Below are 16,146 nucleotides of genomic sequence, written 5' to 3' on the forward strand. Positions count from 1 at the left end.
TTGCAGGCCTACAACTGCTCAAAAGCACAAGCAGTAATAGTATGAAGGACAATAGTTTTTTCATTCTCTACTTTTTACCTTTTACTTTTTATCTTTTAACGGGTTCCCCGTATAGATCGAAATCGGTAGCCTCTGTAATTAAGATGTCGGCAAAGTCGCCTATTTTTACATAGTGCAGGGCAGCATCTATAAGGACTTCGTTGTCCACATCAGGGGAGTCATACTCGGTACGACCAACAAAGTATTGCCCTTCTTTGCGGTCAATAAGGCAACGGAAAGTCTTGCCTACCTTGGCTTGGTTGAGCTCCCAAGAGATTTGGGATTGTATTTCCATAATCTCGGAGGCACGGCGTTGTTTTTCTTCTTCAGGTATATTGTCCTCCAGTTCATAGGCTGCGGTATTCTCCTCATGGCTATAAGTAAAACAGCCCAAACGCTCAAAACGCATCTGACGGACAAACTCCTTAAGCAGTTCGAAATCTTCCTCTGTCTCGTTTGGATATCCTACAATCAGGGTGGTACGAATGGCTATTTCAGGCATAGCTTCGCGGAAGTCCTTGAGTAGCTGGGTAGTTTTTGCTTGGGTGGTGCCACGCTTCATACTCTTGAGGATAGGGTCGGCAATGTGTTGGAGTGGAATGTCCAAGTATTTGCATATCTTAGGCTCCTCCTTCATCACAGTAAGTACGTCCTTAGGGAAACCGGTAGGGAAAGCATAGTGAATGCGTATCCATTCTATACCCTCCACCTTGGTCAAGGCACGGAGCAGGTCGGCCAATTTGCGTTCGCCGTATAGGTCTAAGCCATAGTAGGTGACGTCCTGAGCGATAAGAATCAACTCTTTTACCCCTTTTTTAGCTAATTTTTCAGCCTCCACGACCAAATTCTCTATAGGGGTACTCTTGTGGCTGCCGCGCATCAGTGGAATGGCGCAGAAGCTACAAGGGCGATCACAACCCTCTGATACTTTCAAGTAGGCGTAGTTCTTAGGGGTAGTTGTGAGGCGTTCACCTATAAGTTCGTGCTTGTAGTCAGCCCCTAAAACCTTGAGCAGTGCAGGGAGTTCTGTGGTACCAAAATATTGATCTACATCGGGGATTTCTTTCTGCAAATCAGGCTTATAGCGCTCTGATAGACAGCCCATAACGAAGACCTTATCCACAAGTCCTTCTTCTTTCTTCTGGATATATTCTAGAATAGTGTTGATACTTTCTTCCTTGGCATTATTGATAAAGCCACAGGTGTTGATCACCACAATATTCCCTTTGTCCTCATGTACTACCTCCTTGCCACTGGCCTTGAGTTGTCCCATAAGTACTTCACTATCATATACGTTTTTGGAACACCCTAAGGTAACTACATTGATTTTATTTTGTTTGATGGATTTTGTCCGCATGATGTTGTTGCTTGTTTGAGGGTGCAAAATTACATCTTTTAAAAGAATAAAAGAAATATTTTGTTTGTCAGAGAAAAAATTCATACTTTTGCGTGTTTGTACTTTAAAAATAAATATTATGAAAGTAGCCGTAGTAGGCGCTACCGGACTGGTAGGCAACGTAATGTTGCAGGTCTTGGCAGAGCGCAATTTTCCAGTAACAGAACTCATTCCCGTAGCCTCCGAGAAATCGGTAGGAAAAACTATTACCTTCAAAGGGAAGGAATATAAAGTAGTGGGTATGACCCAAGCCATTTCCCTCAAGCCTGATGTGGCTTTGTTTTCCGCAGGAGGGGACACCTCCAAGGAATGGGCACCCAAGTTTGCCCAAGTAGGTACAGTAGTGGTGGATAATTCTTCCGCTTGGCGTATGGATCCTACCAAAAAGTTGGTCATTCCTGAAATCAATGCCGATGTGCTCACTGCAGAGGATAAGATCATAGCCAATCCAAACTGCTCTACGATCCAAATGCTCGTAGCCTTAGCGCCTTTGCGCAAATATGGTATTAAGCGTATTGTGGTCTCCACTTATCAATCTATTACAGGGACAGGGGTAAAAGCGGTAAAGCAGTTGGAAAACGAATACCAAGGGGTACAAGGACCTATGGCATACCACTACCCAATCCATCGCAATGCGATTCCTCACTGTGATGTGTTTGAGGAAAATGGCTATACGAAGGAGGAAATGAAGTTGGTGAGAGAAACCAAGAAGATTTTCGCAGATGACTCCATACAGGTAACTGCTACTGCGGTACGTATTCCTGTGGTAGGTGGGCATAGCGAGTCGGTGAATGTAGAATTTGAGCAGGAATATGATCTTGCCGAAGTTCGTAAGCTTCTTAGTCAAGCTCCTGGGGTAGTATTGCAGGATAATACCGATACCAATACCTATCCTATGCCTATCTATGCTCATGGCAAAGACGATGTGTTTGTAGGTCGTGTACGCCGTGATGAGTCTCAACCTAAGACGCTCAACCTATGGGTAGTGGCCGATAATCTTCGCAAAGGTGCTGCCACTAACACCATTCAGATTGCCGAGACACTTATCAAAAAAGGAATCCTTAAATAGTGACAAAAGACCAATGACTAATAACAAACAACGTAGGGGCGAATGGAAATTCGCCCTTACTTTTCTTTTATTCTTCTCTCTTTTCTGTATCAATACCATAACCGCACAAGAGGCTATGGCGGGAGCGTTGTTGGATACCATTCCTGTAGATGAAGACTGGATACCTAAAGAAATCGAGGGGGCTCATTATCAAATAGAACCAGATCTCTATTTTACCTATCAAAAACCAAAGTTTTGGGACTTGGTCAATAAGGCGCCCCGCAATGCTCTTAATACCCTTAAGGACTTTGTAGCCAAGCCTTATTATCCGTATGGTCTTGCAGCCTTGGGAGCTACTGCCGCGCTCATTCCTGCCGATCCTTGGCTGATTCGAGAAAGTCGCAACTTAGGAGAGAATATGGGGCTAAATGAAGCACATACCTATAAGAAATTGGGTTTTCTCAAGATAGTCCCTGCCGATGTGAATTCGGCTCTGTACTTTGTAGGTAATGGAACGACTTTCATCCTCATTAGTGGGGGACTGGCAACCTATGGACTCATTACAGATGATTACAGGGCTAAAAGTACCGCTATGCAACTCATTGAGAGTATACTTGTCACAGGGGTATTCGTACAACCTATCAAGCGACTCACAGGTAGGGAAAGCCCATTTATTACCGCAGAAAATGGAAATTGGCACAGTTCTTGGAGGTTTGCTCCTAGTATTGCAGAATATCAGCGTAACACCTCTCGTTATGATGCTATGCCCTCAGGACACCTTACCACAGCCATGGCAGCTGTGACTGTATTGGCTGAGAACTATAAGGACTATAAGTGGATCAAGCCTGTAAGCTATACCGCTTTGGCACTTATGTCCTTTGAGATGATGCAAAGTAAAGTACATTGGGCTTCGGATTACCCAATAGCACTCTTTATGGGTTACCTCATCGGGAAGAATATTGCCAAATCGCGTATTGAGACCTCTGATTATCGATTCAAAACAGCCCAGAAGTATCAGTGGAACCTTTCCAGCTCTACTGCTTGGGATGGAACGCCGTTATATGGAGTAACCATTACTATTAAGTAAAGAGTAAGCGGGAAAAGGTAAACCTGGCCTCATTAATAATTAACGATTAACAATTATAAAGATGAATTTATACCAACTTTTACAAGAAAAGCAGTGGGTAGATCTTACTCACCAAATAGACGAACATTCGCCTAAATTCCCAGCGCTACCAGCCTTGGAGCAGAAAGACCTTTTCACCCTCAAGGATGGTTTCCATGTACAGCAATTCTCGGTGGTAGGTCAATATGGAACTCATATAGATGCCCCTATTCACTTTGTAGAAGGAGGGCGTTGGCTGGATGACATTCCTCTGAAAGACTTGCTTCTGCCTCTTTATGTCATAGATAAGTCTCAAGAAGTAGCCCAGAATAACGACTATATACTGACCCGAGAGGATATCCTAGCTTTTGAGCAGCAATACGGGCAAATTGTCCCAGGTGCTTTTGTAGCCTTCCGTAGTGATTGGCATAAGCGCTGGCCTTCGTATGAGCAGATGCGCAACTTGGATGATAAGGGTGTACAACACACGCCAGGTTGGAGCCATGAAGCCTTGGAGTTCCTTATTCACGAACGTAAGGTCAAGGCAGTAGGACATGAAACTTTAGATACCGATGCAGGTGTACCCGCCGCAGCAAAGGGACTAGTAGAGGAGTATTACCTGCTCTCCCAAGATATTTACCAGATAGAAGTTATGGCCAACCTAGACCAATGTCCTGCCACAGGAGCTATCATCTCCATTGCTTTCCCTCACTGGAGAAAAGCCACAGGCTCTCCTGTACGTGCCATAGCTGTGTTTTAGCCTACAGAAGTTAGATACTGACTTCTGATAACTGAAAATGTTGAAAAGTTAATTTTTTAAATAAATAAAAAAAATCGTAAATTTGTGCCGTAAATGCGACATAGATATAATTTTTAAAACAATGAGAAAATATTTATCTACTTTATTAGTAGCGAGCGTGTTAGCTGCAAGCTGTACCAAAGATGCTGAGGTGATACGCGAGAAGATTGTAAACCAGAGTAGACCTATACTCTCTGGACAAGGTCAGCCTGAGAATACCAAAGGCGAAGACGGAGATTATTACTTAGACCTAGCAAATGCCAACCTCTATGGACCTAAAACCAAAGGTGCATGGGGAGCGCCTGCTCTTAATCTTAGAGGAGTTGCTGGTAAGGACGGAAAAGATGGTGCCAATGGTACCAATGGAGCTACACCACGCATCGGGGACAATGGTAACTGGTGGGTAGGCAATACTGACTTAGGAGTAAAAGCACAAGGTACCCAAGGACAGAAAGGTCAAGATGGAGCTACACCACGTATTGGGGACAATGGCAACTGGTGGGTAGGTAATACCGACTTAGGAGTAAAAGCACAAGGTACTCAAGGACAGAAAGGTCAAGATGGAGCTACACCACGTATTGGGGATAATGGCAACTGGTGGGTAGGTAATACCGACTTAGGGTTAAAAGCACAAGGAGCCCAAGGACAAAAAGGTCAAGATGGACGAGATGGGCAAAACGGACGCGATGGAGCTACACCACGTATTGGAGACAATGGTAACTGGTGGGTAGGCGACCAAGATACAGGTAAGTCTGCTCGTGGCGAACAAGGAGAAAGAGGTATTCCAGGAGCTAATGGACGCGATGGCAATAATGGTTTTACGCCCTATATAGGTGAAAATGGCAACTGGTGGGTAGACGGTAATGATACTCACAAGCCTGCCCGAGGAGAACAAGGGGAAAGAGGAGTTGCTGGTCAGAATGGTCAAAATGGTGCTGATGGTTCTAAGATCTTAGCTGAAAATCGTGCTCCCCAAGCCTCTGATGGTGTAGTAGGAGATTATTTTATAGATAAGGATGCCAAAATATTCTATGGACCTAAAACAACTTCAGGATGGCCTTCTACAGGAATTTCTCTAACAGGAGCACCTAGAGCTACTGTAGATTATCAGCTTAGCGAAGATGGAAAGACTTTAGTAAAATGGCTCAATCCTAAGACTTCCTATATTGATATGAACTTAGATCCTAAGCTTAGGGATGTCACTACCATAGCCGATGGAGCTTTCTCTGTGCCAGGACTACGTGATAGACTCTCTACCATCATTATAGGAGATGATGTAACAGAAATTCAGGCATCTGCTTTCCATGGTTGTGGAGCCTTAAGAAGAGTGGAACTCCCAGAAGGACTTACTGCTATAGCTCCTAATACATTTGAGGCTTGTATGAGTTTGCAGTATATAAATATCCCAGAAACTGTAACCTCTATTGGTTCTTATGCTTTTGCTAATTGTACTAAGCTTAAGAAAATTACTATACCTAAGGGAGTAGGACGTTTTGAAGCACGTACCTTTGTAGGTTGTACGGCTCTTAAGACACTTGTTTTAGAGAACCCTATTGCATTCAATATAGACCAAGTATCGAATGCCTTTGCAGGAACTACACTTACCTCTATATTTGTGCCTCATGCAGCAAAACAAGCATATAAAGATGCTAACAGAGCTGATCGTAAGGCTATAATAAAATCTGTAGTGATAGAATAGTACATCTTTTTAAAACTATATAACTCAAGAGAGGCTGTCCATTTGGGCAGCCTCTCTTTATGTAACATGATGAAAAAATGAATTATTCTTGCATACCTGCTTGGATAGCTGTGATAAGTACTGTATTGTAAATATCAGGTACAGTAGCTCCACGGCTAAGGTCATTCACTGGTTTGCGCAAACCTTGTAGCATAGGGCCTATGGCGATAGAATGTGTTTCTCTCTGTACGGCCTTATAAGTAATATTTCCCGCGTTGAGGTCAGGGAAGATAAGTACATTGGCTTGACCAGCGACAGGAGAATCTGGCATCTTCTGTTTGGCTACAGTAGCATCTACGGCAGCATCGTATTGAATAGGGCCTTCTACAAGGAGGTCAGGACGTTGTGCTTTTACGATTTCGGTAGCTTCACGTACCTTATCTACGTCCTCTCCACTTCCTGAAGTACCAGAAGAGTAGGAGAGAAGAGCTACTTTTGGCTCTATACCGAATGCCTTGGCAGAATCGGCAGAGGTGATAGCGATTTCAGCTAATTGCTCAGCAGTAGGCTTAGGTACTACAGCACAGTCACCATATACCAATACACGATCAGGCAAGATCATAAAGAATACAGAAGAGACTGTTTTTACGCCTTTTTTTGTTTTTACAAACTGTAAAGAGGGGCGAATAGTATGTGCAGTGGAGTTCACCGCTCCAGATACCATTCCGTCGGCATCGCCCATGAATACCATCATGGTACCGAAGTAAGAAACGTCCAGCATCAGCTCTTGCGCTTGCTGTTCAGTCATGCCTTTTTCCTTGCGAATTTCGTAGAGTTTCTTCCAATAAGCCTCGTAGTTAGGACTTTTCTTAGGAGAGATGATTTGGATACGTTCTGGGTTCCAGTTAAGGCCTAATTCATCCACACGGGAAAGTACCTGACTTGATTCCCCAAGGATAGTAAGATAAGCCAATCCGTCTTCAGCAAGTTTCGCCGCTGCCGAAAGGATACGTTTGTCTTCACCTTCGGGAAGTACGATGCGTTTTTGGAGTTTTCTAGCTGTTTCTACCATGTAATTTTGGAACTTCTTGGAAGTATCGGATGTTACAGATGTGTTCATGTTTATAGTATTTTTAATGTGTATTTCTAAACGACAAAGATACGACTTTTAGGTAAAAGGTAAAAGATAAAAGGTAAAAAGTTTTGATTTTTTGGTTTTGAGTTGTGTCATTATTGCCATTGATAAGTCACTAAAAAAGCTGCCTTTTTAGGGCAGCTTTTTATTTATGGAATTGAAAATTTTATTTATCCTCTGGAAGTTTTTCCTTTCTTAGATTTACCACCTACACGGCTCATAGCGCAGCGGAATCCAATGTAGTCAGTAGCACTATACTGAGGGAGGAAACGGCGTTGTGCAGGGTCTATATAGTAAGCACGATCTTTCCAAGAACCTCCTTTGAATACGCGAGACTCGTCATCCACAAGGGTAGTACGATCGTTAGAACGGTCATATACTTTTACGATACCTCCTTGTCCATCAGGGATAACTTTTTGGTTAGGTGAGTTATACATAGTGCGAGATACATTGGCTCTTTGACTAGCGTTGAGTGAATCAAAACTTATTTCAGTTCTCTCACGAGTAAGTTTTGAATATTCCTTGCTGGATACACGGTCACCATCACGGAAGTTACGGTTATCAGCAGTGGTAAAGTTATAACGGAGATAAGTCTCGTTCTCATCTACAGCTACCTTTGCCAATTGTCCAGGTAGGTTTTTAGCATATACACGTCCGTTGCTAAGAGTATCATAAGTAATGGTTTGTGCATCTACTATGACAAACTTACCATCTTCACCGATTTTGTTCTTTGTATATACGTTACCACGGAAGTAGTTAAAGTCACTAAGTTCGTCATCTACACGAGGACGGTATACATCAGCCACCCATTCAGCTACATTACCAGCCATATCATAAAGACCGAAGTCATTAGGCTCAAATGTTTTTACAGCAGAGGTAATATCACCACTATCTTCACTCCATCCAGCTAGTCCACCGTAGTCCCCTTGTCCTTGTTTGAAATTAGCCATTTGGTTACCCATTACACTACGTTTTCCATTACGAGTATAGCGACCAGCCCAAGGATATTTTTTACGTCCACGGATACTGTTGTACTCACGGATACCATTGAGAGACTTAGCCGCATATTCCCATTCTGCTTCAGTAGGAAGGCGGTATTCAGGAAGAAGGATACCTTCAGTTTGCTTAGCATAGGTAGTACTTCCATCCTTTTTAGTAGATTTCTTACCGGCGAACTCAGATATCTTTCTACCATAAGAGTTTTCAGGAGTATTGAGATAGGTATCAGTACTGAAAGTACTTTCAGCATCTACTTGGTAGCGAGAACCTTTTTGGATAAAGCCATCTTGTTCGAGGATAGACTCATTCACACGGTTGGTACGCCAAGAGCTGAATTGTACCGCTTGCACCCAGCTTACACCCACTACAGGATAGTTAGCAAAGGCAGGGTGACGCAAGTAGTCAGTAACCATGGTTTCGTTGGCACTCAAAGGACTTCTCCATACAAGTGTATCAGGGAGTGCACCTAAGTAGATGTTCTTATAGTGTCCTTCTTTATCCTCAGGAGGAAATACTTGTTTGAGCCAGTCGAGGTACTCCATGTACATTTTGTTAGTAACCTCGGTTTCATCCATATAGAAAGATTGTACGTGTTGTTGGCTTGGCGTATTGTTCCAGTCATGCATCACGTCGTCCTGTACTTTACCCATAGTAAATGTACCTCCTTCTATGAATACTAATCCAGGTCCTGTTACTTGCTCTTTGAAATTTGTGTTGTATTGAAAGCCACCTTCTTTAGCATTGATTTTCCAACCTGTAGCACTAGAAGTGTTTTTGTCACCACCATTTTTACTGCCACAGCCCACAAGGAACGTTGCCGCTAAAAGAGAGGCTAACATAGGTCTTTTTAAACTTTGCATATCCATTTCTAAATAAAATTTTCTAATTGTTCAATTTTGGCGCAAGTTACTACTTTTTTTTGAGACAAAAAGCATTTTTTTATTTTTTTTTCATTTGTTGATAACTTCTTTTTTAACGTGTTTTTGCCTTTAAAAACAAGGGGTTGCGTTATTAACAGGGGGTTGCTGTACAAATTTTTGCTAATAGTGTTAACTAAATTTAACACTTGAAAGCGCTTGCTAATGAGCAAATTGACAAATCAGCTAATTAGTTATTGACTTTTGGAGGGTATTGTTTAAGAATCTCGCTGACGAACTTATCTACTTGTTCGTCTTTGTTGGCGCGTTCGGAGAGGATACCTGCGCCTTTACCTTGCCAGATGAGGTCTTTTTCTTTTCCGTCAATAATATCAATGAAGAGTACCCCTTCGGTAGTGGTAGGTGCTACTTGTACGGTATTACCCCATACAGGTCCCCAGCCCCAGCCGATGCCTACACTCTGGTAGATATCTTGGCGCTCGCGCTCACGAGTGAAGAAGTTGACGAAGATATCGGGATTTTCTGAAAGGGTATAGCCTTTTTCAGTCATTTGTTTCTCGATACTTCTTAGGATGCGTTTTTTGTCCAAATCCGAGATTTCGGCTTTGTCAATACCTTCTTTTAGGAAAGCATAGGTCTTGTATTGGGCAAAGGGAGCCTTGCTGTCAAAGTCAGAGCTTACTTGTATGCTAGCACAAGAGGTTAGCAATAGCCCTAATAGTGCGAAAGTAAAGAAAGATTTCATTTTGTATAAGATTTGATTTGAGATATGACAGCAAAAAATATACCAAAAATAATGACAAACGACAAGTGACTAATGACAAATACCATAAAAAGGATTAGTCATTAGTCACTTGTCATTAGTTACTGGTCACTATTATTTTATTTTATTAGCATATTTGTCATAGTAGAACACAGGAAGTGGTTTTCCATTGTGTTTGAGCCCTTTCAATTCATTGATAAACTCATCAGCTTTTCCTACAATGATAAAACGTAGATTGTTGTATTTGATATACTTGTTAGCTGCACGTTTTACATCGGCAACAGTTACAGCTTCTATATTTTTGATATAGTTACTATAAAAGTCAGCAGGAAGCTTCTGAATCTCACGAGTTACAGCAAGGTCAGCTATAGTAGAAGGATATTGAGTAGACATTACAAAGCTACCGATAAGTTGTCCTTTCACTTCTTTGAGTTTCTGCTCGCTTACATTTTCTGTTTGGATACGTTTGATTTCCTTAAGAATTTCCACTACAGACTTGGCAGCTACTTCGTTACGTACCCTTACTGATACAAAGAAGTTGGCCAAAGTGAAGCGGTTAGTACCCATGTAAGAACGTGCACCATAGGTATATCCATGTTTTTCACGCAAATTGATATTGATATAGCTACCATAGTCACCTCCGAGGATTTGGTTGAGCACTCTTACTGTGAAATAGTCCTTATCACTCATCTTAAGTGGGTAGAGGTTGAAAGCACTGATTTCGGTTTGTACTGCTGTAGGCACATCCACTAGATTCACTTGGGTGTATTGTACATCACGAGGGGTAGGTGTACTTAATTGTAATGGGGTAGCAGGAAGCCAGTCATGGAAGTCTTTCATAACCAATTTTTCTACTTCCGCAGTATTCACATCTCCTACTACTACCATATAAGCACTGGAAGGAGAGAAGTAGGTTTTGTAGAAGTTATCAATATCATTTAGGGTGATATTCTTTAGCGATTCTTCGGTATAGAAACTTCCGTAAGGGTGGTTTTTACCATAAGTAAGGGCACTGTTAAGGCGATATATGATACTCTGAGCGCTGTTTTCATCTGCTTTAAGAGAAGCGATAGCTTTGTCACGAGCTTTGTCCAATTCTTCTTGAGTGAAGTTAGGGTGTAGAGCTGCATCAGCGAAAAGCTCCAATACTCTAGGGAAATAACGGGTAAGTGAGTAGGTAGAACCCCCATCTACAGTGATATATACAGTGGCTCCTAAGCGATCAGTTTCCTCTATGAAGGCCTCTTTCGAGATAGTTTTGGAACCACCCCCCATAAGTTCGGAGGTAAGATAGTACATCCCTGGTTTCTGAGTCTCATCGATAGGAGGGCGATCAAGAGAAAGACTTACCGAAACATGGGGGAGCTTATGGTCTTCCACAACCATGAGAGTAAGGCCATTGGGTAGCTTCTTGATATAGGGATCTCCCAAAGTAAAGGATGGCAATTGGGTAGGTTCAGGCATCTTGTCTCGATCAATCTGAGCAGACAAGAAAAGAGGGGCAAGCAAGGCGATGCTTGAGAGTAATATTTTTTTCATGGAAGTGTTTTTTTAGTTGGACTTTTTTTCAGGGAGATAATCTATCTCCAAACGTTGGTTAGCATTGAGGTACTTTTTGGCTACACGGCGAATGTCTTCGCGAGTTACCTTACGGTAAAGATCCAATTCCTTGTTGATAAGGTTGGTATCCTTGAAGAAGGTATAGTCCATAGCTAGGGAGTAGGCAATACCTTGTACATTGGAGTTAGTAGCTACATAAGTAGTTTCGAAGAGGTTCAGTAGTTTTTCGTATTCCTTTTCGGAGATAAGCTCATTCTGTAAGCGAGTGATTTCCTCGTCCATATCCTTGGTAAGTTGTTCCAAAGGAGCGTCTTGAGCTACAGCAGCAATCATAAGAATACCAGTGTCTTCGTAGTTACAAGTATAGGAGATGAATTGGAGTACCTCTTTTTTCTGTTCAACCATTTTCTTGTAGAGGCGAGAACTTTCTCCATTGGCAAGAATGGCTTGAATAAAGTCCATAACACGAGCGTCTTGCTCAGTCATTTTAGGAGTACGCCAAGCTAATACTTTAGCAGGGGCAGTGATATTGGCATCGTAGTCAGTTACTTTTTTGGTCTGGGTGATAGGAGCATCCATAGTGTAGTTACGTACAGGCTTGGCTACATGGTTTTGGATAGGACCAAAGTAAGTTTCTATCCAGCTTTTTGCCTGCTCTTTTTGGAAGTCTCCCGCTACTACCAATACGGCGTTGTTAGGATTGTAGTAGCGCTGATTGTAGTGAATAAAGTCTTCAAGCTTAGCTGAGTTCAAATCCTCCATGCTACCAATGGTTGGGTGCTTGTAGGGGTGCTTATCGAAGAGGTGGTTCTGCACTACAGGCATGTAGATGATCTTTCCGTAAGGCACATTGTCGGTACCTTCTCGTTTTTCTTCCTTAACAACTTCTTTTTGAGTATCTACCCCAATTTGGTTGATTACAGGGTGTAACATACGTTCGGCTTCCATCCAGAGCGCAAGTTGTAGGCTGTTGGAGGGGAGGGTCTCGTAGTAGTAGGTTTTATCCACATCGGTAAAGGCATTATTGTCGCCCCCGTGGGAAGAAACAATGTCAAACCAACGGCTTCTTGGGATATTCTTAGTTCCCTCAAAGAGCAGGTGCTCGAAGAAGTGGGCGAAGCCTGATTTGCCAGGAAGGTCATCTTTGGCTCCTACGTGATACATAACAGTGGTGGTAACCACAGGAGCGGAGTTGTCCTGATGCAAGATTACGTGAAGCCCATTAGGCAAGTCGTATTCTTCAAAGTTGATTTTTTGCGCCATAGCCACAGTGGAGGACAATAGCAAGGCACCGAAAGTAAAAAAATATTTTTTCATAAATGAAAATGATAAAAAAGTAACGCAAAGATAGGTTTTTTTTCTCAAAAAAGGAAATATTTTCGTAGGAATTTTTCCTATAAGAGTGTAAAAACATATAATATTAGGTATACATAGGAGCATAAAAAAGGCTACCCTTTTGGGGTAACCTTTTTTGTTGAGAAGTGTCAAACTATTTTTTTATTAGGTTGATTTCTACACGACGGTTAAGCTCTCTACCTTTCTTAGTCTTATTAGAAGCGATAGGTTTTTCAGGGCCATAACCTATAGACTCTAAGCGATCAGAAGCAATACCTCCTTGGATGAGGTATATTTTTACAGAGTCAGCTCTATTTTGAGAAAGCTCAATGTTCTTTTGTTTCTTACCAGTACTATCAGTGTGTCCTTCGATACGGAAACGGCTGTTAGGGAATTTCTTAAGAACGTTGATGATTTGGTTCAATATTTCAGCAGATTCGAACTTGATAGATGCTTTACCAGTGTCAAACAAGATAGTTTTAGCATATTGGTTCAAGCGTTTTTGGTCATCATCGTTAGGTTCTGGACAACCTTTGTTGCTTTCAGGACCAGCTTCGTTAGGACATAGGTCATCTTTGTCAAGTACACCGTCGCCATCGGTATCAGGCCAAGGACATCCACCGTTTTCAGCAGGACCAGCTACATCTGGACATTTGTCATCTTTATCAGCAATACCATCATTGTCAGTATCAGGACATCCGTTGAATTCTTTAAGACCAGCTACTTCAGGACAAGCATCGTCTTTGTCAGCGATACCGTCACCATCAGTATCAGGACATCCGTTGAATTCTTTAAGACCAGCTACATCTGGACAAGCATCGTCTTTATCAGGAATACCATCACCATCAGTATCAGGACATCCATTGAATTCTTTAGGACCAGCTACTTCAGGACAAGCATCGTCTTTGTCAGGAATACCATCTTTGTCAGTATCTTTAGCACCAAATTTGATTACGATACCAGCAGAGTGTTGGAAATAGTCGGTACCATCTTTTTGGAAACCGTGGTTGTAACCAGTTTGTACATTAAGACCTAGGTGATCTGTGAACCAGAAGTTGATACCACCACCAGCAAGAAGTTTTACAGCACCATCTTCTTTAGAGTATTCACTCTTGTAAGAAGTATAACCTCCACCTAATTTAAGGTATGGGTCAAACCATCCAGATTCAGTAGTGAACAATCTTCTGAGTGCATACTTAGCTTGTAGGTTTACATTCCAGAAAGATTCATCTTGGTCTACACCTTTGTAACCTGTCTTGATTCTGTTCATGGAACCGTCTACTTCAGCAGAGAAGCCAGCACCAATGTAGCGTGCTACAGAAAGTTTAGTAACTGCAGGAAGCACATTCAAGTCACGTGGTCCACCCCAGTCTTTAAGGAATTTACCAAAATCATTAGGAGTACGGATATCAACAGTGTTTACTCCAAACCCTACTGACCACTTGTTGTTTTCATCTTGCGCTTGCACAGAACTTACAGTAGCTATCAATGCTAAGGACGCTAATGAAATTTTAATTCTTTTCATACGTTTGAAATTTAATTTATATTTATAATCTTTGAAAATTCGGGGCTAAAGTACAGCTTTTTTTGATATTGAGCAAACAATTTTTCACAACAACATGCAATTTAACAAATTAATCAATATTATTATATATTTTTAACTTATTAAATATTTTGTTTAGCTGCTAAAATTAAGTAGCTATGCTGTTGCTGTTCTCTAAAATATAATGCTTATCTCTCTTATAGAGAGAGAGAGTACTAAATAAAGCGCAAAGGTAGTAAATAATTTGTAATTGTGAAAGATAAAATTGAATTTTTTCTAAAAGAAGAATAAATGATTTGATAATTAGTTAATTAGCTAATAATCTTTATAAGTCAATTGTCAAATTAGTCAATTGTCAAATTAAATTTGGTAGCTTCTGAAAAAATATGTACTTTTGCTCGGAAAAACTTACCTCATAAATGTAACCTTATGAAAATGACCCCGCTTGTTGCCAAGCAATATACTCAAGAGCAGCTTTCAGCGAGCCAAGCACAACACCTGGCGCATGAAATAGCTTTTGCTCCTGTAGTCTTTCAAGTATCACGTCTTATGGTGAAGTTTGGAATTTTGGATCTCCTATTTGATCACCCTGAGGGGCTTACCCAAGCGGAGATAACCGAACATACTCGCCTCTCTCCCTATGCTGTACAGGTGCTTCTCGAGGCATCGCTTTCTATTGGTACTGTTATTGTAAAAGGGGAGCGTTTTGAGCTGACCAAAGCAGGCTGGTTTCTCCTCAAGGATGATGCGGTACGTGTCAATATGGAGTTTATTCACCAGGTGTGTTACCAAGGGTTATTCTATATGGAAGAAACTCTCAAGGAAGGCAAGCCAGAGGGATTAAAAGTATTTGGCAACTGGCCAACAATCTACGAAGGTCTCTCACAACTACCCAAGGAAGCGCAAGAGAAATGGTTCGCATTTGATCATTATTATTCAGATAATTCCTTTCAGGAAGCTTTGGAGATTGTCTTTGCAACTCCCGTGAGAAAACTTTTGGATGTAGGGGGTAATACAGGACGCTGGGCTTTACAATGTGTAGGGTATGACCCAGAGGTAGAGGTTACTATTATGGACTTGCCCCAGCAGCTTGGCCTCATGCGAAAAGCCACTGAAGGGAAGACAGGCGCCGAGCGAATTAAGGAATATCCAGCGAATCTCTTGGATGAACAAGGAGTATTCCCTCAAGGCTTTGATGTGATATGGATGAGTCAGTTTTTGGATTGCTTTTCCCCAGAGCAGGTAACTAATATTCTTTCTCGTGCTGCCAAAGCAATGGATAACCATACACGTCTCTATATATTAGAGAGTTATTGGGATAGGCAAAAACATGAGACAGGAGCTTATTGCCTTACCCAGATTAGTCTTTATTTCTCCGTGATGGCCAATGGTAATAGTAAGATGTACTACTCCCAAGATATGATTCGCTGCACAGAACAAGCAGGACTCACCATAGAAAAAGTATATGACAACCTAGGAAAAGGACACAGTATATTCGTTTGTAAATTAGCAAATTAGCTCATTGGCTAATTTGCTAATTGACTTGTTATTTCAGACTAATCTTTCTTGTAAGTACTGAATCCAAACACTCTATAAATAGGGGAGAAGTTCAGCAGGATAGTAACAATAAAGGCAATAGAAATAACTGCCAATACGGAGGCTACTGTATCATTGGTGATAATTTTAAGTTCCCCTAAGATAGCTACTACGAGTACAAATAATAAGCGTATTTGCTTATCTTTCTTTCCTATATTTCTTTCCATAAGAAAAGTTGTTTTTTATTAAAAGGCAAAGATATAAAAAAAACTTTATATAAAAAAATTATTCGTCCCAATCTATAGAAAGAATTTCTCCTGAGAGGGCGAACT

12 protein-coding genes and 1 pseudogene are annotated in these 16,146 nt (G+C 41.4%); 5 read left to right on the forward strand and 8 right to left on the reverse strand.

Going from position 1 to position 16,146, the window contains the following annotated elements:
* Window positions 1-88: 88 nt before the first annotated feature.
* On the reverse strand, window positions 89-1,396 hold the full coding sequence (rimO, locus tag Q0625_RS08610) for a 30S ribosomal protein S12 methylthiotransferase RimO (protein WP_298825913.1): 1,308 nt from the start codon (window positions 1,394-1,396) through the stop codon (window positions 89-91).
* Window positions 1,397-1,514: 118 nt separating this feature from the next.
* Here rimO and Q0625_RS08615 point away from each other — a divergent pair, with 118 nt between their 5' ends.
* The 4 genes from Q0625_RS08615 to Q0625_RS08630 all read left to right on the forward strand — a co-directional run bounded on the left by Q0625_RS08615 (window position 1,515) and on the right by Q0625_RS08630 (window position 6,086).
* Window positions 1,515-2,504: an aspartate-semialdehyde dehydrogenase gene (locus Q0625_RS08615; protein ID WP_298825887.1), complete on the forward strand. Its 990-nt coding sequence runs from the start codon at window positions 1,515-1,517 to the stop codon at window positions 2,502-2,504.
* Between the two features lie 13 nt (window positions 2,505-2,517).
* The gene (locus Q0625_RS08620; RefSeq protein ID WP_298825890.1) at window positions 2,518-3,570 is read left to right on the forward strand and encodes a phosphatase PAP2 family protein; all 1,053 of its coding nucleotides are present in this window, start codon (window positions 2,518-2,520) and stop codon (window positions 3,568-3,570) included.
* Between the two features lie 61 nt (window positions 3,571-3,631).
* A complete protein-coding gene (locus Q0625_RS08625; RefSeq protein WP_298825893.1) occupies window positions 3,632-4,348 on the forward strand; it encodes a cyclase family protein in 717 nt (238 codons plus the stop codon).
* A gap of 121 nt (window positions 4,349-4,469) precedes the next feature.
* Complete coding sequence (locus Q0625_RS08630) at window positions 4,470-6,086, forward strand: leucine-rich repeat protein (RefSeq protein WP_298825896.1); 1,617 nt, start codon at window positions 4,470-4,472, stop codon at window positions 6,084-6,086.
* A gap of 82 nt (window positions 6,087-6,168) precedes the next feature.
* Here Q0625_RS08630 and pta read toward each other — a convergent pair.
* The 6 genes and pseudogenes from pta to Q0625_RS08660 form a co-directional block, all read right to left on the reverse strand.
* A pseudogene (pta, locus tag Q0625_RS08635) lies at window positions 6,169-7,218 on the reverse strand (phosphate acetyltransferase); the annotation flags it as partial.
* A gap of 152 nt (window positions 7,219-7,370) precedes the next feature.
* Window positions 7,371-9,038 (reverse strand): gliding motility lipoprotein GldJ, encoded by a 1,668-nt coding sequence (gene gldJ / locus Q0625_RS08640; protein WP_298825915.1) that lies wholly within the window; start codon window positions 9,036-9,038, stop codon window positions 7,371-7,373.
* 268 nt (window positions 9,039-9,306) lie between these two features.
* Complete coding sequence (locus tag Q0625_RS08645) at window positions 9,307-9,822, reverse strand: DUF4136 domain-containing protein (RefSeq protein WP_298825902.1); 516 nt, start codon at window positions 9,820-9,822, stop codon at window positions 9,307-9,309.
* A gap of 132 nt (window positions 9,823-9,954) precedes the next feature.
* Entirely contained in the window at window positions 9,955-11,379 is a 1,425-nt protein-coding gene (locus tag Q0625_RS08650) for a pitrilysin family protein (RefSeq protein ID WP_298825904.1), read from the reverse strand.
* Window positions 11,380-11,391: 12 nt separating this feature from the next.
* Window positions 11,392-12,717 (reverse strand): pitrilysin family protein, encoded by a 1,326-nt coding sequence (locus Q0625_RS08655; RefSeq protein ID WP_298825905.1) that lies wholly within the window; start codon window positions 12,715-12,717, stop codon window positions 11,392-11,394.
* Window positions 12,718-12,889: 172 nt separating this feature from the next.
* Window positions 12,890-14,260, reverse strand: a complete 1,371-nt coding sequence (locus Q0625_RS08660) for an OmpA family protein (RefSeq protein ID WP_298825907.1) — start codon at window positions 14,258-14,260, stop codon at window positions 12,890-12,892.
* 447 nt (window positions 14,261-14,707) lie between these two features.
* Between Q0625_RS08660 and Q0625_RS08665 the strand changes: the two genes are divergently transcribed.
* Window positions 14,708-15,796, forward strand: coding sequence for a class I SAM-dependent methyltransferase (locus tag Q0625_RS08665; RefSeq protein WP_298825909.1), 1,089 nt, complete (start codon window positions 14,708-14,710; stop codon window positions 15,794-15,796).
* A 38-nt stretch (window positions 15,797-15,834) separates the two neighbouring features.
* On the opposite strand, the gene Q0625_RS08670 is transcribed toward Q0625_RS08665, so the two are convergent.
* A complete protein-coding gene (locus Q0625_RS08670; RefSeq protein ID WP_298825911.1) occupies window positions 15,835-16,041 on the reverse strand; it encodes a DUF2892 domain-containing protein in 207 nt (68 codons plus the stop codon).
* Between the last annotated feature and the right edge of the window lie 105 nt (window positions 16,042-16,146).

Origin of the sequence: uncultured Capnocytophaga sp. (genome assembly GCF_938029845.1) — a bacterium.
Taxonomy (GTDB): domain Bacteria; phylum Bacteroidota; class Bacteroidia; order Flavobacteriales; family Flavobacteriaceae; genus Capnocytophaga.